Raw genomic sequence first — 18,270 nt, 5'->3', positions numbered from 1 at the left:
GAGATGACTGTCTTGGCGCCGGGGTCGCGCTGTCACGGCGGGTCGGCAAAGCGGCGGTTGCTGCCGGCAGAGCGCACGTCCATGAAGGCCGTCGAGGTGCCGCGGCAGGACGGGTAGGACCAGTCCGCACCGGGACCGACGCCCCAGCTTGCGCCGCAGTCCCAGCCGCCTTGCCGTGTCTTGATGCACAGCCTCACGTCCACCGGCTGCGCGCAGCTGTTGGTGACGGTGAAGGCGGTGCCCTCCTTGCAGTTGGGGTTGCGCACCTGCGAGGGCTGGGACACGCAGCGGCTGGGGTCGTCCAGGGTCGAGGCGCGCTGCGGCGGATCGGCCGGCCGGGGCGCTGGCGCGGCCGCGGCCACCCGCTCCTCGGCTTGCCGCTGTTCGCGCAGCTGTTGCTGGCGCTGGCGCTCCGCGGCCGCGCGTTCGCGCAGCTGGCGCTCGACCGCTTCGGCCTGGGCCGCTTGTGCCGCTTGTGCCGCCTGCGCGGTTTGGGCGGTTTGGGCGGTTTGGTTGGCTTGGGCCTGCGTGGGTCGAGTGGCGGTGCCGCCGCCATTGCCCGCCTGCCGCTGTGGTTGTGCCTGTGCGGCTGCAGCCTGCTGACGGGCGAGCTGCTCCTGCGCCGCTGCCTGGCGTTGGCGGTCCTGCTCACGCTGGCGCGCGTCCGCGGCCTGCTGCTGTTGCCGCTGCAGGTTGGCGAGGAAGGCTTGCTGCTGCGCCTGCTGGGCCTGGTTCTTGGCCATCTCGCCCTTGAAGACGTTGAGGCCGTTCATCAGCGCGCCAGCGAACGCGTCGTCGGCGGCCCGCGCCTCGGCGCGCTCCGCGCGCTCCTCTGCAGCTCGCTGTGCAGCCATGCGTGCGTCGTATTCGGCCTGCTGCCGGCGGGCCTCTTCCTGGCGCCGCGCCTCTTCCTGCTGGCGTTTCAGCAACTCCGCGCGCTGCACCTTGTCACGGGCCATGCTGGCGCGCAGCTTGGCCAGATCCTGCTCGGACAGTTCACGAGGGCCGGTCTTCTCTTCAACGGCCTTCGCCTCAGCCACGGCCGATGGGGCGCTGCCGGCAGCCTCGGGCGCGGAGGCCGCCGCCGCCACCGGAGCAGGCGCGGGCAGGCTGCCGACCCAGCGCCTGCGCGGCGAGGTCCAGGTGACCTTGCCCTTCTCCAACTCCACACTTTCTTCGATCAGTGCCGAGTCGCCATCCAGGCGGATCCGGAAGGGACCGCCGGCGCGTTTGGTGAAGAAGTTGCCTTCGGCATCCCAGACGACCGCACCATCGGGCTGGATGGTGCCGCTCCAGATCAGATCGCCCTTCACGAAGCGGGCCAGCCTGCCGCCGCCCAGCGACTTGATCTCGCCGGTGTCCAGGTGTTTGCCCTGGTCCTCGACGATGGCCGTCTTGTCGCCGTTCCAGTACCAGCTGAAAGTCAGCGCCGCATGCCGCTCGTAGGCCATCGTGGCGCCGATCAGACGGGCATAGACGCCCCAGACCGCCGGGTCAGCCTGCTGCGCGTGGGCACTCAGCGGCAACAGGCACCACGCCATGCCAAGCGCGGCCCACAAGCTCCTCGCACCGTTCTTCATTGCTTCGCCCCGTGTCCTCAGTGCGCCCCGGCTCTGAGGGGCCGGGTGCGACATAACGCGTTAGTAACAGGGGGTATCTTAGAAAGAGGGCCGCGTCGGTCCGCCTCAGAACTCGGCAGCGCTAGTGAAGTATTTGCCGCTTATGCGCAGTTCGCTGGCGTGCAGCAGCAGGCGCGGGCTGGCGGCAGCGATGTCTGGCGCCGCGTACAGCGTGTCGCCCAGGATGGCATGGCCCAGCGCCGCCATGTGCACGCGCAGCTGGTGGCTGCGGCCGGTCAGCGGCTCCAGCTGAACACGCGTGTGGGGGCCTTCGTGGGCCAGGACGCGCCAGCGCGTCTGCGACGGCTTGCCGCGAACCAGGTCCACCTGCTTGCGCGGCCGGTTGGGCCAGTCGGCGCCCAAGGGCAGGTCGATCAGGCCTTCGCCGTCCAGCCGCCCGGCCACCACCGCGACATAGACCTTGCCGACACGCCGCTCGGCAAAGTCCGCGCTCAGCTCGCGCTGGGCCGCGGCGCCGCGCGCGAACATCAGCAGGCCGGAGGTGGCCTGGTCCAGCCGGTGCACGACGAGTGCATCCGGGTACAGCGCCTGCACGCGGGCGCTCGCGCAGTCGGGCTCGGTACGCCCCGGTACGCTGAGCATGCCGGCCGGCTTGTCGACGACGACCAAGCGGTCGTCCACATGCACCACGAGCATCAGCGCGACGACACGAAGATGCCCGCTGCAATCAGCGCGAACGCCACGCCGTGGTACCAGGCCGGTGCGATGCCCAGCAGCGCGGCCGAGATGATGGCGGCGAACACGGGCGTCAGGTTGACGAAGAAGCCGGCCAGCGCCGGGCCTGCTTCGGCCACGCCCATGCCCCAGCAGCGATAGGCGATCAGCGAAGGGCCGATGGCGACATAGACCAGTACGGCGACCAGCGTCGGGCTCCAGTGGATGGCCGCGGGTGCGACGACCTGCTCCGCGCCCGCTGCGATGCCCGAGAAGACCACGCCGAACATCAGCTGCGACATCAGCGACTCGGCCCAGTTCCAGTCCGGCTTCTCGCCGGGCCGCAGACCCTTCATCGGCCGCGACAACATCCACGAGTAGACGGCCCAGGTGAAGATGGCCAGCAGCATCAGCAGGTCGCCCGGCACGAAGTGCACGGCGAGCAGTGCGGCCGGGTCGCCTCGCGCAATGACCAGGGCCACGCCCAGCAGCGACAGTGCGGCGCCCACCAACTGGCGGCGCGCCGGCTTGACGCCGTAGAACACCGCGCCGACGCCCAGCATCCACACCGGCATGCTGGCGGTGATCAGCGTCACGTTCAGCGGCGACGAAGTGTGCAGCGCCAGGTATTGCAGCGCGTTGTAGCAGCCCATGCCGAGGAAGCCCAGCCAGGCCAGGCTGCGCCAGCGCACCAGCGCCTCGCGTGGATGGGCCAGCAGCCGGTGTGCCAGCGGCGCCAGCAGCAGCAGGGCCAGCGCCCAGCGCAGCGCATTCAGCGCCATCGGGGGGATGTCATGGCGCACCAGCCGGCCGACGACGGCGTTGCCGGCCCACAGCAGGGGCGGCAAGGTCAGCAGCAGGGCAAGGCGTGGGGTCAGTTTCATCCGCGGTGACGGGCTGGGCAAAGGGCTGGCACGATACCGGACCTCGCAACCGGAGACGTCGCATGAACGAAAAAGCCGTGGTCATCGAAACCCCCGGCGGGGCCGAACAACTGAAGCTGGTGGACGTGGAAGTGGGGTCGCCCGGCCCGGGCGAGATCCGCATCCGCCACCACGCCTGCGGGCTGAACTACATCGACGTGTACCACCGCAACGGCGCCTATGCACTGCCGCTGCCGGCCCGCCTCGGCATGGAGGGCGCGGGTGTGGTCGAGGCGGTGGGCGAGGGCGTCACGCACCTGCAGCCCGGCGACCGTGCGGCCTATGCCAGCCAGCCGCCGGGGGCCTATGCGACGGCACGCGTGATGCCGGCCAGGGCGGTGCTGAAGCTGCCCGACTCGATCGATTTCGAGACCGGCGCGGCCATGATGCTCAAGGGCCTGACGGTGCAGTATCTGCTGCGGCGCACGCTGCCGCAGGAGGGGCTCAAGCCGGGCGACTTCGTCGTCTTCCACGCGGCGGCCGGCGGCGTCGGCCTGATCGCCTGCCAGTGGGCGAGGGCGCTGGGCTTGCAGTTGATCGCGACGGCCGGCAGCGACGAGAAATGCGCGCTCGCGCTGGCGCATGGCGCGGCCCATGCCATCAACTACCGCCGCGAGGCCGACTTCGCGGCTCGGGTTCGCGACATCACCGGCGGCCGCGGCGTGAAGGTGGTCTACGACTCGGTCGGCGCCGACACCTGGGAGGGGTCGTTGAACTGCCTGGCGCCGTTCGGCCTGATGGTCAGCTTCGGCGCCGCGTCGGGCGCCGTGCCGCCGTTGAACATCGGCGCGCTGGCGGCCAAGGGCTCGCTCTACGTGACACGGCCGACGCTGTTCACCCACATCGCGACGCGCGAGGCGACCCAGGCGATGGGCGACGACCTTTTCGGCATGGTGGCCAGCGGGCAGGTCAAGGTGCGCATCGACAAGCGCTATGCGCTGGCCGACGCGACCCAGGCGCATCGCGACCTGGAAGCACGCGTGCTGACCGGCAGCGCCGTGCTGCTGCCCTGAGAAGACGCGGCCGGCGCGGCAGCGGCCAAGCGGCCCGGCCACCGTGTGCGGGGCCTATGCGGCGCGTGCCTCGGCCCGCGGTGCCCGCTGCCGCTCGGCCACCCAGCCGAGCGCCACTTCGAAGCTGAAGCTGGAGCCGACGCCCGGCTCGCTCTCCACGTGCACCGCGCCGCCCATCAGGCTCACGAGGCGCTGCACGATGGTCAGCCCCAGGCCCGTGCCACCGTAGCGGCGCGTGATGCTGCCGTCGGCCTGCGTGAAGGGGTCGAAGATCTGGCCGATCTGGTCGCGCGTCATGCCGATGCCGGTGTCGGTCACGGCGATGCGCAGCCGCAGCCGGTGGGGGCTGTCGCCCTCCTGCGTGTCGGCCAGCGCGATCTCGATGCGCACCTCGCCGCGCTCGGTGAACTTCAGCGCGTTGCCGATCAGGTTGATCAGCACCTGGCGCAGCCGCAGCGCGTCGCCGACGAGCTGCTGCGGCACGCTGGGCTGCACCCGCGCATGCAGCTGGATGCCCTTGGCATGCGCCTGCAGCAGCAGGGGCTGCAGCGATTCGGTCAGGCAGTCGTGCAGGTTGAAGGGCTGCTCGTCCATCACGATGCGGCCGGCTTCGATCTTGGCGACGTCCAGCAGGTCGTTGATGATGGTCATCAGGCCCTTGGCCGAGTCATGGGCCATGGCGATGAAGCGGCGCTGGCGTTCGTCCAGGTCGGTCTGCAGCACCAGTTCGGTCAGGCCCAGCACGCCGTTCATGGGCGTGCGGATCTCGTGGCTCATGTTGGCCAGGAAGGAGCTCTTGGCCTGGCTGGCGGCCTCGGCGGCTTCGCGTGCCGCCACGAGCGCGGCCTGGCTGGCCTTCAGGTCGGCGATGTCGCGGGCATTGAAAAGCATGACCGTGTCGCCGGTGACCGGGTCGCGCATGGGCCGGGCGTCCAGTGCATGCCAGCGCGGGCCGGCCAGCGTCTGCAGTTCGACGTCCTGGCGGCAGGTCTCGCCGCGCTGCACGCGCCCGAGGATGCCGTCGGCATCGTGCCGATGGGCAAACAGGCGGCTGAATTCGTTCCCGCCGGCGGGCGGCGGCGTGTCGCCGAAGGTCAGCGCCGCGGCCGGGTTGCGCATCAGCAGTTCGCCGCGCTCCAGGGCAAAGACGGCGATGCGCACGGAGGTGTGCTGCAGCGCCTCCACGCCGCGCAGCGCGGCCAGGTCGGCGCCGCCGCCGAGCGAGTCGGCGGCGAACAGCATGACCTGGCGGCGATCCGGTGTGCGCATGCCGCGCGAGACCAGCATCACCGTCGTCGGCTCGCCCTTGGGGTAGAGCGTCCACTGCTCGCGGACGATCTTGCCCTGGGCGTGGTCGGCGGCGGTGACGGCCAGGCGCTCGCTGACGGCGTCACCATGCTCGGTGAAGTCGCGCGACAGGAATTCCTCGGCGCTGTCGGCATGCCAGAAGCGCAGGGCCGCGGCATTGGCCCAGAGGTTGCGCTGTTGCTCGGGGTCGAAGACCCAGAGGGGGACGTCGAGCCAGTCGTAGTGGCTCAGGCTGGCGAAGTCGAGAAGCATGCGGGGGTGGCGGAAGGCGCGCGATTGTCACCTTTCGTCACACCTTCGCCGCGTGAACTAATGCACGCGCGGCCGGGGAGTAACCCGGGGCCGGTCAGCCCCGCCGAACGCGGCGCAACTCGTCCACGATCAACATGACCGCGCCGATGGTGATGGCGCTGTCGGCGATGTTGAAGGCCGGGAAGTACCAGCCGCCGGCATGCACCTGTATGAAATCGACCACGTAGCCGTGGATGGCGCGATCGATGACATTGCCCAGCGCGCCGCCGAGGATCAGCGTCAGCGCCCAGGCGAACAGCTTCTGGTGGCCATGGCGGCGCAGCATCCAGGTGATGAAGGCGGCTGCGGCGAGCCCGAGGCCGAGAAAGAACCAGCGCTGCCAGCCCGAGGCGCCGTGCAGGAAGCTGAAGGCGGCGCCGTAGTTGTGGGCGCGCACGAGGTTGAAGAAGCTGGTGATGGGGCGCACGTCACCGAGCTGAAAGGCGCCGATGACGAGGATCTTGGTGAGCTGGTCGGCAACGATGATGAGGGCGGCGACGAGCAGCCACTGGGTGAGACCGGGCGCAGCAGAGGAGCGGGAGGGCATGTTCTAGGGCCGTAGCGTGGGGTCGGGCAGGGGCGCCAATGTACCCGGGCCGGGACTTGTCGATGCGCTCGAACGGGCGTAGAAGCAGAACTTACCTTCCCGTTGGAGGACCTCATGCGCAAACGCATCTACTGGCTGCTGCCCGACCTGGACAGCGCGCGGCGCACGATGGACGAGTTGCTGCTCGCCCGCATCACCGAGCATCACATCCATTTCGTGGCGAAGGAGAGTTCGCCCATGGACGGCCTGCACGCGGCCAATGTGCTGCAGACGTCGGACCTCGTCGAGGCGGCCCAGTCGGGCGCGTTGATCGGTTCGGGCGTCGGCGCGGCGGGTGGCGTGGCGGCGGCCCTGGCCATCAGCGCGGCGTCGCCGGCAGCGGTCGTCATCGGTCTTGCGGCGGTGGGTGCGATGCTGGGTACGTGGTCGTCCAGCATGATCGGCAGCTCCACACCGAGCCGGCGCCTGAGACGCTTCGAGCAGGCCATCGAGGGCGGGCAGTACCTGCTCATCGTCGATGTGCCGCGCACGCGGGTCACGGAGATCGAGCGGCTGCTGACGCGCACCCACCCCGAAGCGCACTTCGAAGGCATGGAACCGAACGTTCCAGCGTTCCCGTGAGCCCCTCGTCTGACCTCACTCTGGCTGAACGCCGGTGAGGCCAGCCGGTCCCCGAGGGGACGGCGATGCTCCCGGCATCGAGCCGTGACCACATCGCCCGCGGGCCGGCTTGGGGCGGCCCGGCACGGGCCGCGGTTCGTAAACAGCCTTCAGGCGACGGTGCGGGTCTCGCCGGTGCCGTACAGGTTGCTGTCGCAGCGCCCGCACAGCGTCGGATGTTCGGCATTGCTGCCCACGTCGGCGCGGTAGTGCCAGCAGCGCTCGCATTTGACATGCGTGCTGGGCGTGACGACAACGCCCAGTTCGCCCGCCGAAGCCAGACGCACCGCGGACGTGATGAACACGAACCGCAGGTCGTCGCCGAGGCTGGCCAGCAGCATCTGGTCCTGTTCGTTGACCTTGAGCACCAGCTCGGCCTGCAGTGACGCGCCGACCGCACCGGTCGTGCGCACCGCCTCGATGGCCTTGTTGACCTCGTCGCGGATCTCGTGGATGCGTTGCCATTTGGCGAGCAGCCCGGTGTCGGTGTTGCCGAAGGCCCAGTAGGTCTCGGTGAAGATGGACTCGCCCTTGCCGAAGATGGCCCAGGCCTCCTCGGCCGTGAAGCTGAGGAAGGGCGCCATCCAGCGCAGCATGGCGTGCGTGATCTGCCACAGCGCGGTCTGCGCCGAGCGGCGCGCCAGGCTCTTGGGTGCTGTCGTGTAGAGACGGTCCTTCAACACGTCCAGGTAGAAGGCGCCCAGGTCCTCGGAGCAGTAGACCTGCAGCTTGGAGACGACGGGATGGAACTCGTAGCGTTCGAAGTGCGCCAGGATGTCCGTCTGCAGCTCGGCCGCGCGGGCCAGCGCGTAGCGGTCGACTTCCAGCAGCTGTTCCGGTGCCACCGTGTCCGTCGCCGGGTCGAAGTCGCTGACGTTGGCGAGCAGGAAGCGCAGCGTGTTGCGGATGCGGCGGTAGCTGTCGACCACGCGTGCGAGGATCTTGTCGTCCAGGCCGAGATCGCCGGAGTAGTCGGTCGCCGCCGTCCACAGGCGCAGGATCTCGGCGCCGTACTTGTCCGACACGGCCTGCGGCGCGACGACGTTGCCCATGGACTTGCTCATCTTGCGCCCCTGGCCATCGACGACGAAGCCGTGGGTCAGCAGGCCTTTGTAGGGCGCGCGGCCGTAGAGGGCGCAGGCGATCAGCAGTGACGAGTGGAACCAGCCGCGGTGCTGGTCGTGGCCTTCCAGGTACAGGTCCGCCTCGGGGCCGGCCTCGTGCGCGGCGCCCTGGTGGCTGCCCTTGAGCACGTGCTCGAAGGTGGAGCCGGAGTCGAACCAGACGTCCAGGATGTCGTTGCCCTTGGTGTACTGCGCGGCTTCGTCGCCCAGCCACTCGGCGGCGTCGAGCTTGGACCAGGCCTCGATGCCGTTCTGCTCGACGAGCTGCGCGGCGCGCTCGATGAACTCGAGCGTGTTGGGATGCGCCTCGCCCGTGTCCTTGTGCAGGAAGATGGGCAGCGGCACGCCCCAGGAGCGCTGGCGCGAGATGCACCAGTCCGGCCGGCCGGCGATCATGTCGTGCAGGCGGGCGCGGCCGTTCTCGGGGTAGAAGCTCGTCGCCTCGATGGCGGCCAGCGCGGTCTTGCGCAGGCTGTCGGGCGCCTTGTCGGTCGTGAACAGGCCGTCGCCTTCATCCATGCGCACAAACCACTGGGCGGCTGCGCGGTAGATGACCGGCGTCTTGTGGCGCCAGCAGTGCGGGTAGCTGTGGGTCAGCTTGGACTGCGCCATCAGCCGGCCGGCATCCTGCAGCGCCTGCGCGATGACGGGGTTGGCCTTCCAGATGTGCTGGCCGCCGAACAGCGGCAGGTCGGCGGCGTAGGCGCCGTTGCCCTGCACCGGGTTCAGGATGTCGTCGAAGGCCAGGCCGTGGGCGACGCAGGAGTTGAAGTCGTCCAGGCCATACGCGGGCGCGGAGTGGACGACGCCGGTGCCGTCCTCGGCGGTCGCGTAGTCCGCCAGGTAGACCGGGCTTTCGCGGTCATAGCCGGGGTGCACGTGGGCCAGCGGATGCTTGAACTTCAGCAGCTCCAGTTGGCGGCCGGGTACGACGGCGACGACGCTGCCCTCCAGCTGCCAGCGTGCCAGGCACTTCTCCACCAGCGCCTCGGCGACGACGAAGTAGCCCTTTGGCGTGTCGACCAGCGCGTAGGGCAGCTCGGGGTTCAGGTTGAGCGCCTGGTTGGCGGGGATGGTCCAGGGCGTCGTCGTCCAGATGACGGTGAAGGCGTCCTTGGCCAGCGGTGCCACGCCGAAGGCGGCAGCGAGCTTCTCGGGTTCGGCCGACAGGAAGGCCACATCGACGGCGGGCGACTGCTTGTCGGCGTACTCGATCTCGAACTCGGCCAATGAGGAGCCGCAGTCGAAGCACCAGTACACGGGCTTCAGGCCGCGGTAGACGAAGCCGCGCTCGAACATGCGCTTGAGCACGCGGATCTCGCCGGCCTCGTTGGCGCAGTTCATCGTCTGGTACGGGTGGTCCCATTCGCCCAGCACGCCCAGGCGCTTGAAGTCCGCCCGCTGCCCGGCTATCTGCTCGGTGGCGTAGGCACGGCTCTTGGCCTGCACCTCGTCGCGCGGCAGGCCGCGGCCGAAGGTCTTCTCGATCTGGTTCTCGATGGGCAGACCGTGGCAGTCCCAGCCGGGGATGTAGGCCGCGTCAAAGCCGGCCAGCTGGCGCGCCTTGACGATCATGTCCTTCAGGATCTTGTTGGCGGCGTGGCCGATGTGGATCTGGCCGTTGGCGTAGGGCGGGCCGTCGTGCAGCACGAACTTCGGCTTGCCGCAGCGGGCGTCGCGCAGGCGCTTGTACAGGCCTTGCTCGTCCCAGGCCTTCACCCAGCCCGGCTCGCGCTTGGGCAGGTCGCCGCGCATCGGGAAGGGCGTGTCGGGCAGGTTGAGCGTGGAGCGGTAGTCCGGGGTGGTCATGGCGTGCGGCCAGGCGGCGAAGCCTGGCGGTCAGAAAGCGGGGAGGGCGACAGCGAAGAGCGGCGGGGAGCCGCTTCAAATTCGGTCGCGCGTGGTCTGGCGACGCTGAGCCGCGTGGGTGGCCAGGAAGGCGCGTGCTGCCTCGGTGTCGGCGGCAATCGCGGCCGTGAGCGCTTCGAGCCCGTCGTACCTGGCTTCGTCGCGAAGTTTGTGCAGCAGTTCCACGCGGGCGAGTTTACCGTAGCCCCCCTCCAGACCCAGGGGCCAGTCCAGGCAGTGGACTTCCAGCAGCACCCGGCCGGCGTCCTCGACGGTGGGCCGGTTGCCGAGGCTGGCGACGCCGGGCAGCGGCTGCGGCGCCAGGCCATCGACAAGGACGGCGAAGATGCCGTGAGCCGCGGGTTTGTCGTGCCCAAAGCGCAGGTTCAGCGTGCGGAAGCCGTCCGCCGCGCCCGGGGCGCTTTCGCCCAGCTGGCGGCCCAGCTTGCGGCCATGCGTGACATGACCCGAGATCGCGTACGGCCGGCCCAGCAGCGCTGCCGCGGCCGCCATGTCGCCCACCGCCAATGCCTCGCGCACAGCCGAGCTGCTGACGCGCAGGCCGTGCACCTCGTAGCTCATCATGCGGGCCACGTCGAAGCCGCGCGCCTGGCCGGCGGCGTCCAGCGTCGCGTAGTCGCCCTGGCGCTTGGCGCCGAAGCGGAAGTCGTCGCCGACCAGCACGTAGCGCGCGCCCAGCCCTTCGACGAGTACCTGGCGGATGAAGTCCTGGGCCGGCAGCGAGGCCAGCGCCTCGTCGAAGCGCAGGATGACGACCTGGTCGACGCCGCAACGCTCCAGCTCGCCCAGCTTGTCGCGCAGCGTGGCGATGCGCGCCGGCGCGAGTTCTGGCTTGCCGGCCCTGGCGGCAAAGAAGTCGCGCGGATGCGGCTCGAAAGTCAGCACGCAGGTCGGCAGGTTCCTGTGCCGCGCCTCGGACTGCAGCAGCGCCAGCATGGCCTGGTGGCCGCGGTGCACGCCGTCGAAGTTGCCGATGGTCAGCGCGCAGGCCGGCGCGATGCCAGGGTGGTGAAAGCCTCTGAAAACTCGCATGACCCTCATTGTCCCCAGACGTCGGCCGGGCTGGCGACCCAGCGCCATTGCCCGGGCGCCAGGTCCGCCGGCAGCGTCAGCGCGCCGAACTGCGGCCGGTGCAGGGCCTCGACCCGGTTGCCGACGGCCGCCACCATGCGTTTGACCTGGTGGTACTTGCCTTCGATCAGCGTCAGGCGCAGCAGCGTCTCGTCGACGATCTCGGCGCCTTCGGCCTTGCTGACCTCGGGGGGGCGCTGGAACTTGCCCGGCGTCTTGCTTTCAGGCTCCTTCAGCTCCACGCCGGCCAGCAATTGCTCGACCATCGCCCCTGTCAGCGGATGCTTGCAGCGCGCCTCGTAGACCTTGGGCACATGGTGCTTGGGCGACGTGAGCTGGTGGATGAGCGTGCCGTCGTCGGTCATAAGCAGCAGGCCGGTCGTGTCCTCGTCCAGCCGTCCGATCGGCTGCACGCCGCGCTCGCGCAACGGCGCCGGCAGCAGGCTCATGACGCTGGGGTGGTGCTTGGGCTTCTGCGAGCACTCGTAGCCGGCCGGCTTGTGCAGCAGCACGAGCGCCTTGTCGACATACGGCCAGACCTGGCCGGCGACCTCGAAGGTCAGGCCCGCGGTGTCGAATTCGGCCCAGGGCTCGTCGACGACCTCGCCGCCGACCTTCACTTCGCCATGGGCGATCAGCCCGGCGCACAGGCGCCGGGTGCCGAAACCTTGGGAGAAGAGGATCTGGTCGAGTCGCTGGGGCTTGGGCATGCCCGGATTGTCGCGGCTCGCCGCAGGCCTCAGGCGAAGACGCCCGCCGTGTCCTGCATGCGCTGGCTGACCTCGCCGAGGTGGTGCAGCGTGTCGCCCCACTGCATCTCCATGACGGTCAGGCGCTTGAAGTAATGGCTGCCGGCATACTCGTCGGTCACGCCGATGCCGCCGTGCAGCTGGGTGCATTGCTGACCGACGAAGCGCATCGCCTGGCCGAGCTGCACCTTGGCCTGCGACAGCGCCCGGCGCCGCACGGCTGGCACGTCGCCCAGGCGCAGCGTGGCGTAGTAGCTCATCGAGCGGGCCAGTTCGAGCTGCATCTTCACGTCGGCCGCGCGGTGACGCAGCGCCTGGAAGCTGCTGATCGCCACGCCGAACTGCTTGCGTGTGTTCATGTACTCGACGGTCAGCGCGAGGTACTTCTCCATGACGCCCACCGCCTCGGCGGCCTGCGCGGCGATGCCGATGTCGGCCGCCAGCTCCAGCAGCATCAGGCCCTGGTCGGGGCCGGCGATGAGCTGAGCGGGCGTGTTGTCGAAATGGACCTCGGCAGCGCGCGAGCCGTCGTAAAGCGCATACGGCCGCGTGTGCACGCCGGCGGCTTCGCGTTCGACGAGATAGAGCGCGACACCGTGCGGCGCGTCGTCCGTGCCCGCGACGCGGGCGGGCACGATGAAGGCGTCGGCCATGTCGCCGGCGGGCACCAGGCTCTTCACGCCGGTCAGCTTGGCGTCGACGGCGCGCGTGGCGACCTGATTGAGGCGGTAGCGCGACCTGCCTTCCTGGTGAGCCAGCGCGACCAGCGCTTCGCCGCCGGCAATGCGCGGCAGCCAGGCCGCCTGCAGCTCATCCGGTGCATGGCGGAGTACAGCCGGTGCAATCAGCGCGCCCTGCGCCAGCGGCTCCATGACCAGCCCGCGCCCCAGTTCTTCCATGACCACCATGGCCTCGACGGCGCCGAAGCCCAGACCGCCATGGGCTTCCGGCACGGCCAGCGCCGTCAGCCCCAGGCCTGCGAGGCCGTCCCAGACGCCGCGGTCGAAGCCGCCGGCGCGTTGGATCTTCGTCCTGCGGTCGAACGTGTAGTCCTTGTCAACGAAGCGGCGCACGGCGTCGCGCAGGGCTTCCTGGTCTTCAGAGAAATCGAAATCCATGTCTTGTCTCCCTGTTTATCCAAGCACCGTCTGCGCGACGATGTTGCGTTGCACTTCGTTGGAGCCGCCGTAGATCGTCGTCTTGCGGACGTTGAGGTAGTTGCCGGTCAGCGGGATGGCGTGCGATGCGCCGGCTATCCAGGCGCCACCGAGCCACTGGTCGCCCTGCCAGCCGGCCTCCATCGCCTCGTGGATGTGCGGCAGCGCGAGCGGGCCGCCGGCCAGCATCATCAGCTCGGTGTAGCGCTGCTGCAGCTCGCTGCCGCGGATCTTGAGCAGGCCGGCAACGTCCAGCGGTTGCTTGCCGGTGCGCTCGCCGGACAGCACGCGCAGCACCATCATCTCCAGCGCGACGACGTCCACCTCGCACAGTGCGATCTGGTCGCGGAAACGCTGGTCGTCCATGAGGCCTTCCGCCTTGGCGATGCGCTTGAGCCGTTCCAGCTCGCGCTTCGCGCGGTTCACGTCGGCAATGTTGGTTCGCTCATGCGAGAGCAGGTGCTTGGCGTAGGTCCAGCCCTTGTTCTCCTCGCCGATGAGGTTTTCCGCCGGCACCTCGACGTTGTCGAACCAGACCTCGTTCACCTCGTGCTCGCCGTCGAGCATGATGATCGGCTTGACGCTGACGCCGGGTGTCTTCATGTCGATCAGCAGGAAGCTGATGCCGGTCTGCGGCTTGCCTTCGCTCGACGTGCGCACCAGGCAGAAGATCCAGTCGCCGTACTGGCCCAGCGTCGTCCAGGTTTTCTGGCCGTTGACGATGTACTTGTCGCCCTGCCGCTCGGCGCGGCACTTCAGCGACGCGAGATCGGAACCCGATCCCGGCTCGCTGTAGCCCTGGCTCCACCAGACCTCGCCGCTCATGATGCCGGGCAGGAAGCGCTGCTGCTGCTCCGGCGTGCCGAAGGCCATGATGACCGGCGCGACCATCACCGGGCCAAAGGGCACGATGCGAGGCGCGCAGGCGAGGGCACATTCCTCTTCGAACAGGTGGCGTTGCACGGCGTTCCATCCGGGGCCGCCGAACTGCTTCGGCCACGCCCAGCCGTGCCAGCCCTTGGCGCCGAGGATCCTGGCCCAGCGTTGGAGGTCGTCCTTGTTCAGGCGCAGCGCATGGCGCACCTTGTGCGCGATGTCGGCCGGCAGATTCGCGCGCACCCACTCGCGCACCTCGGCGCGGAAGGCCAGTTCCGCATCGGTGAAGTTGAGGTCCATGTCTCGCCTGTTGTGATGTGAATGGCGGGCTTTTTAGCACGGTCGTTCGCATCCTGGCTGTCCGGCCTGGGACAGCGGCGGGGCAAGACTTCAAAAGCAGAAAGGCACTCCGAAGAGTGCCTTTCGACGGGGAGCGGAGGCTGCTCAGGCAGCCGTCTTGGACTGACGACGGCGCAGGCCGGCGACACCGACCAGCGCCACGCTGGTGAGGGCCAGCGTGGCCGGCTCGGGCAGCTTGACGGTGGTGCCGGCAACGGCATATAGCTTGAAGTAGTCGTTGCTGTTGTCCAGCGTGCCGCGGGTCTCGCGGCCGGCGCTCTGCGTGAAGCCGGAGTTGTAGGCCGAAATCAGCCACCAGCTGGACGTCTTGCCGGCACTGTTGACCAGGTTGTAGGGGTTGGTGGTGTCGGTGATCATGTCGCCGTAGTTGCCGACCAATTCCCAACTGCCGCCCAGCGCGCCGGCTTTGCCCGCCACCGTCGGGGCTGCGGCACCCGTCCAGCGGAACAGCGAGATGTCGACCGTTGCGCCGGCAGTCGTTCCCGAGGCGCAAGTGCCGGTGGTCGTCGTGCCGACCACGACGCCGCTGGCGTTGCGGCAACCGAGCTCCACGTTGGCGGCGCCGGGCGTGTTCGACGTGTAGCCCAGGCCGATGCTGGTCAGCATGGTCGCGCTGGAAAAACTCAGCAGCACGGCTTCCGTGGTGGCGTTGTTGTCCAGCGCGTGGTAGGGCGAGCCGGAGTCGCCGCCGCTGTACATGCCCTGGCCGTTGCCGGCGAAATAGGACAGGCCGTTGGCCGTCCAGGTGCCCGTCACGACGCCGTTCGTGTTGTTGGCGTAGAACCCGCTCAGCGCCACCGTGGTGTCGTTGATCTTGGCGCCGGACTCAAGTGCCGTATCGCAATTGAGCGTCGTGCTGCGGCTGCAGTTGGTGTAGTTGCCAATGCCGCTGGCACCGGCATTGTCGAAGGTCCAGACCGCGTGGGCGTTGCCGCTCAGTCCCAGGCCGGTCATCAGGGTAGCCAATGCGAGCCAATTCGCGAGTTGAGTCTTCATTGGGTTTCCTCTTTGGTTCTTCGAGTTGCTGAAAGGGTCTGTAACGCTGAAGCAAACCTGATGCCAGGAGGAAAATTCATTCCAGATCAACGATTTACTAAAAGTACAGATCTAAAACGTTGCGGATTGTAAGAACGACCGACACGGATCGCGGCGGCTTTTCCCCCTCAGTTGAGGGTGGCCAGCAGTTTGCGGGCCGCCTCGACCGACGAGAACTTCACATTGACTCGCAAGGCGGCTTGCAATTCCTCGCGCGCCTCGGCACCGCGACCGACCTTCGCCAGCACCGCGCCAAGGTGATAGCGGATGTCTGCAACGTCCGGCGCGCGCAGGCGTGCTTCGCGCAGCAGTTGGAGGGCGCGGTCGTTGTTGCCGGCCAGGTGGTTGGCCCAGCCCGCGGTGTCCATCAGCAACGGGTTCTGACTGTCGGCCTTGAGGGCCCGTTCGGCCATGGCCACCGCGCCGGGATCGCGCGTCTCCATCAGCACGTTGGCCAGGTTGTTCAGGGTTTCCGCGTGGTTGGGCCGTTGCTTCAGGATGGCTTCGTACTGCCTGCGCGCCGACGCAAAGTCGCTGCCGCGCAATTGGATCTCGGCCATGACGCTGCGCACGGCCAGGTCGTTCGGGTTGCGCTTGAGCCAGGTATCGCCCAGCTCCAGCGCCGGCTTGGCGCCATGCTGGTTGAAGGTCGCGCGCATCAGCTTGGACAGGCTGGCCTGCGACTTGTCCGCCTCGTGCGCCTTGCGCAGGGCCTCCAGCGCGACATCGGATTGGCCGCGGAAATGCGCGACCTCGGCCAGCAGGTTGTAGCCCATGGCCGACTTGGGGCTGGCCTGGATGACCTGCCGGGCGCGACGTTCTGCCGCCGCTGCATCGCCCTGGGCGAGGTTCACGCTGGACATCATGGCCAGCGCCGGGACGGCGTCGGGCGCGGCGGTCAATGCCTTGTCGAGGTTGTAGGCCGCGCCGGAGAGGTCTTTCACGGCGATCTGCTGGCGCGCCACTTCGACGAGGCGCGGCGCGTCGAAGGCTGCGCGACGGCCGGCGTTCGTCAGGGTCGTCTTGGCGCCGGCAGGATCGCCATTGGCGGCCTGGGCCCCGGCATAGGCCAGCAGGGCCTCGACGTCCTCCGGGAGCTTGCCCAGCAGGATCTTGGCGGCCTCGACCGCTCGGCCCGGCTGACGGGTGCGCAGGTGCCAGGCAACGAGGGCGAAATCGGCACGGGTTTCACGCGCGCCGCTGGCGGCGGCAGCGCTTTCCAGCCACTTGAGCGCCTCATCGGGCTTGCCCCAGAGTTCGTGCAGCAGCGCCAGCTCCAACAGCACGTTGACGTTGCGTTCCTGCGTCTTCAGCAGGTCGCGCAGGCGGCGGTTGGCGGCGTCGAAATGACCCGTCTTGCCGTCGAGCCGCGCGAGGCCGAGCTTGGCGTCGATCAGGTTGGGGTCGAGCTGGAGGGCCTTCTCGTAGCCGGCCCGGGCGCCGGCAGGGTCATCGGCCTGTGCCTTCGCAAAGGCCTGCACCATCAGCACGGTGGCGTTGTCCGGATTGGCGCGGACGAGGCCATCGGCCACGGCGAGGGCCTTGGCGACCCGGCCTTCGCGCAGATGCACGGTGGCCAGCGCGAGGCCCGCGTAGGTCTGCTTGGGATCGGCCTGGTAGGCCTTGGCAAGTTCATCGGCGCCCAGCGCCGCCTTGCCGCTCTGCAGCAGCGAGAGGCCCAGCGCGGTGCGGTAGTCGGCGGAGTCCTTGGCCTTGAGCGCCTCCTGCATCAGCGCGACGGCGCGGGCATGCTTGCCCTGGTTCATGTGCACCGAAGCCAGCATCAGCAGGGCCTGGCCATCGCCCGGGTGCGCCTTGACGTAGCCTTCGAGCAGCTCGCCGGCGCGGTTCGCGTTGGACTCGGCGATCGCCACATGGGCCAGCAGCTTGACCAGCGGGTTGCCGGCCTGCTGCCGGGTGGCGAGTTCCAGGAAGGGCTTGGCCTTCTCCAGCTCGCCGAGGCTGTAGTGGGCCAGGCCATTGAGCATCAGCAACTGCGGCCGGTAGCGGATGTACTCGATGGGGACGGGGTCCAGTAGCTCGGTGATCTTCTTCAACGCGGTCTTGGCCGCCGCGGCGTTGCCGGCGCGGTCGGCCAGCAGGGCGCGCAGGTAGGTGCCGCGCGGGTCGTTGGGCTTGATGCGCTGCAGCTCGTCGACCTCGGCCAGCGCTTCGGCGTCACGGTTGAGGTCGATCAGCAGGCCGGCGCGGGCCAGGCGGGTCTCGGCATGCGTGGGCTGGACCTGGATGGCACGTTCATAGGCCGAGAGCGCCTGCGTCACCTGGTTCATCGCATGGAATGCGGCGCCCTTCTGGTACAGGGCTTCGGCGTTGTCGGGGGCGAGCTTGAGGGCCTGGTCAGCAGCAGCCAGCGCCTCGGTGAACTGCCGGTTGCGCACGCGCAGCGGCACTTCGGCGATCCAGGTGTTGGGTTCGGCCGCGTTGAGCCCGCGGGCCTGCAGGACGGTGGCGAGCGCCGACTTGATGTCGCCGAGATCGGACTGCGCCAGCGCGCGCTCCAGCAACAGCGGTTGCTGGATGCCGGGCGGCAGGCCGGCGGGCTGCAGGCGCGGGTCTTCCAGCATCTGCGGCTGCTTGCCCTGGTTGTTCATCGCCATGGCCAGCGCGACGGCGACCTCCGCGCGGTTGACGCCCAGGCGGATGGCCTCGCCGAGCTGGAACTCGGCCGCGGTCGGCTGGCTGTTGGCCAGCAGGGCCTTGCCGAGCAGCACATGCACCGGCAACTGGCTCTTGTCGGCCTGCAACGCATTCTTCAGCTGCACGATGGCGCCGGGAATGTCGCGCTTCTCGTAGCGTTGCAGCGCGTCCTCGTAGAAACGCGCCGCCTTGGCAGCGTCCTGGGCTTCGGCAACCGGCGCGACGGCAATCAGCAGGGCGGCCAGCAGGCCGGATAGCGAGGCGGGGTGTCGGGTCATCGAAGGGGCCGGCGGACGAGGACGGCGGAGAGGGGCGGCGGATTCTTGCAGAAGCGC

General features: G+C 69.0%; 14 protein-coding genes. 2 read left to right on the top strand and 12 right to left on the bottom strand.

Annotation, left to right across the window (positions count from 1 at the left end; translation table 11 throughout):
* Nucleotides 1–32: 32 nt before the first annotated feature.
* The 3 genes from ASD35_RS26070 to ASD35_RS26060 all read right to left on the bottom strand — a co-directional run bounded on the left by ASD35_RS26070 (nucleotide 33) and on the right by ASD35_RS26060 (nucleotide 3,178).
* Nucleotides 33–1,559 (bottom strand): hypothetical protein, encoded by a 1,527-nt coding sequence (locus ASD35_RS26070; RefSeq protein ID WP_157275784.1) that lies wholly within the window; start codon nucleotides 1,557–1,559, stop codon nucleotides 33–35.
* A gap of 126 nt (nucleotides 1,560–1,685) precedes the next feature.
* Nucleotides 1,686–2,276 (bottom strand): RluA family pseudouridine synthase, encoded by a 591-nt coding sequence (locus tag ASD35_RS26065; RefSeq protein WP_056877876.1) that lies wholly within the window; start codon nucleotides 2,274–2,276, stop codon nucleotides 1,686–1,688.
* Complete coding sequence (locus tag ASD35_RS26060) at nucleotides 2,276–3,178, bottom strand: DMT family transporter (RefSeq protein ID WP_056877875.1); 903 nt, start codon at nucleotides 3,176–3,178, stop codon at nucleotides 2,276–2,278. The genes ASD35_RS26065 and ASD35_RS26060 overlap by 1 nt, the downstream gene beginning before the upstream one ends.
* Nucleotides 3,179–3,240: 62 nt before the next feature.
* Between ASD35_RS26060 and ASD35_RS26055 the strand changes: the two genes are divergently transcribed.
* Entirely contained in the window at nucleotides 3,241–4,230 is a 990-nt protein-coding gene (locus tag ASD35_RS26055; protein ID WP_056877874.1) for a quinone oxidoreductase, read from the top strand.
* A gap of 54 nt (nucleotides 4,231–4,284) precedes the next feature.
* On the opposite strand, the gene ASD35_RS26050 is transcribed toward ASD35_RS26055, so the two are convergent.
* Together ASD35_RS26050 and lspA are read right to left on the bottom strand one after the other, a co-directional pair.
* Entirely contained in the window at nucleotides 4,285–5,790 is a 1,506-nt protein-coding gene (locus ASD35_RS26050; protein WP_056877873.1) for an ATP-binding protein, read from the bottom strand.
* A 94-nt stretch (nucleotides 5,791–5,884) separates the two neighbouring features.
* The gene (lspA, locus tag ASD35_RS26045) at nucleotides 5,885–6,376 is read right to left on the bottom strand and encodes a signal peptidase II (RefSeq protein WP_056877872.1); all 492 of its coding nucleotides are present in this window, start codon (nucleotides 6,374–6,376) and stop codon (nucleotides 5,885–5,887) included.
* A 114-nt stretch (nucleotides 6,377–6,490) separates the two neighbouring features.
* On the opposite strand from lspA, the gene ASD35_RS26040 reads away from it, so the two are divergent.
* Nucleotides 6,491–6,997: a hypothetical protein gene (locus tag ASD35_RS26040; protein ID WP_056877927.1), complete on the top strand. Its 507-nt coding sequence runs from the start codon at nucleotides 6,491–6,493 to the stop codon at nucleotides 6,995–6,997.
* A 149-nt stretch (nucleotides 6,998–7,146) separates the two neighbouring features.
* On the opposite strand, the gene ileS is transcribed toward ASD35_RS26040, so the two are convergent.
* The 7 genes from ileS to prsT form a co-directional block, all read right to left on the bottom strand.
* On the bottom strand, nucleotides 7,147–9,969 hold the full coding sequence (gene ileS, locus ASD35_RS26035) for an isoleucine--tRNA ligase (RefSeq protein WP_056877871.1): 2,823 nt from the start codon (nucleotides 9,967–9,969) through the stop codon (nucleotides 7,147–7,149).
* A 75-nt stretch (nucleotides 9,970–10,044) separates the two neighbouring features.
* On the bottom strand, nucleotides 10,045–11,061 hold the full coding sequence (locus tag ASD35_RS26030; RefSeq protein ID WP_056877870.1) for a bifunctional riboflavin kinase/FAD synthetase: 1,017 nt from the start codon (nucleotides 11,059–11,061) through the stop codon (nucleotides 10,045–10,047).
* 5 nt (nucleotides 11,062–11,066) lie between these two features.
* Nucleotides 11,067–11,810 carry a pseudouridine synthase gene (locus ASD35_RS26025; protein WP_056877869.1) on the bottom strand — a complete coding sequence of 248 codons (744 nt, stop codon included), beginning with the start codon at nucleotides 11,808–11,810 and terminating at the stop codon, nucleotides 11,067–11,069.
* A gap of 29 nt (nucleotides 11,811–11,839) precedes the next feature.
* Nucleotides 11,840–12,967, bottom strand: a complete 1,128-nt coding sequence (locus ASD35_RS26020) for an acyl-CoA dehydrogenase family protein (RefSeq protein WP_056877868.1) — start codon at nucleotides 12,965–12,967, stop codon at nucleotides 11,840–11,842.
* 15 nt (nucleotides 12,968–12,982) lie between these two features.
* Nucleotides 12,983–14,182 carry an acyl-CoA dehydrogenase family protein gene (locus ASD35_RS26015; RefSeq protein ID WP_056877867.1) on the bottom strand — a complete coding sequence of 400 codons (1,200 nt, stop codon included), beginning with the start codon at nucleotides 14,180–14,182 and terminating at the stop codon, nucleotides 12,983–12,985.
* Between the two features lie 144 nt (nucleotides 14,183–14,326).
* A complete protein-coding gene (locus tag ASD35_RS26010) occupies nucleotides 14,327–15,238 on the bottom strand; it encodes a PEP-CTERM sorting domain-containing protein (protein ID WP_082580473.1) in 912 nt (303 codons plus the stop codon).
* A gap of 167 nt (nucleotides 15,239–15,405) precedes the next feature.
* Nucleotides 15,406–18,213: an XrtA/PEP-CTERM system TPR-repeat protein PrsT gene (gene prsT / locus ASD35_RS26005; protein WP_056877865.1), complete on the bottom strand. Its 2,808-nt coding sequence runs from the start codon at nucleotides 18,211–18,213 to the stop codon at nucleotides 15,406–15,408.
* Nucleotides 18,214–18,270: the final 57 nt, after the last annotated feature.

Origin of the sequence: Pelomonas sp. Root1444, from assembly GCF_001426885.1 — a bacterium.
Classification (GTDB): domain Bacteria; phylum Pseudomonadota; class Gammaproteobacteria; order Burkholderiales; family Burkholderiaceae_C; genus Pelomonas.
This window is presented reverse-complemented; position numbering and strand designations above follow the sequence as displayed.

Bases quoted from the DNA above. Each gene is read 5' to 3' on its own strand.
- ASD35_RS26020 (WP_056877868.1), bottom strand. From the start codon at position 12,967: ATGGATTTCGATTTCTCTGAAGACCAGGAAGCCCTGCGCGACGCCGTG.
- ASD35_RS26040 (WP_056877927.1), top strand. From the start codon at position 6,491: ATGCGCAAACGCATCTACTGGCTGCTGCCCGACCTGGACAGCGCGCGG.
- prsT (WP_056877865.1), bottom strand. From the start codon at position 18,213: ATGACCCGACACCCCGCCTCGCTATCCGGCCTGCTGGCCGCCCTGCTG.
- ASD35_RS26060 (WP_056877875.1), bottom strand. From the start codon at position 3,178: ATGAAACTGACCCCACGCCTTGCCCTGCTGCTGACCTTGCCGCCCCTG.
- lspA (WP_056877872.1), bottom strand. From the start codon at position 6,376: ATGCCCTCCCGCTCCTCTGCTGCGCCCGGTCTCACCCAGTGGCTGCTC.
- ASD35_RS26065 (WP_056877876.1), bottom strand. From the start codon at position 2,276: ATGCTCGTGGTGCATGTGGACGACCGCTTGGTCGTCGTCGACAAGCCG.
- ASD35_RS26025 (WP_056877869.1), bottom strand. From the start codon at position 11,810: ATGCCCAAGCCCCAGCGACTCGACCAGATCCTCTTCTCCCAAGGTTTC.
- ASD35_RS26050 (WP_056877873.1), bottom strand. From the start codon at position 5,790: ATGCTTCTCGACTTCGCCAGCCTGAGCCACTACGACTGGCTCGACGTC.
- ASD35_RS26030 (WP_056877870.1), bottom strand. From the start codon at position 11,061: ATGCGAGTTTTCAGAGGCTTTCACCACCCTGGCATCGCGCCGGCCTGC.
- ASD35_RS26055 (WP_056877874.1), top strand. From the start codon at position 3,241: ATGAACGAAAAAGCCGTGGTCATCGAAACCCCCGGCGGGGCCGAACAA.
- ileS (WP_056877871.1), bottom strand. From the start codon at position 9,969: ATGACCACCCCGGACTACCGCTCCACGCTCAACCTGCCCGACACGCCC.
- ASD35_RS26015 (WP_056877867.1), bottom strand. From the start codon at position 14,182: ATGGACCTCAACTTCACCGATGCGGAACTGGCCTTCCGCGCCGAGGTG.
- ASD35_RS26010 (WP_082580473.1), bottom strand. From the start codon at position 15,238: ATGAAGACTCAACTCGCGAATTGGCTCGCATTGGCTACCCTGATGACC.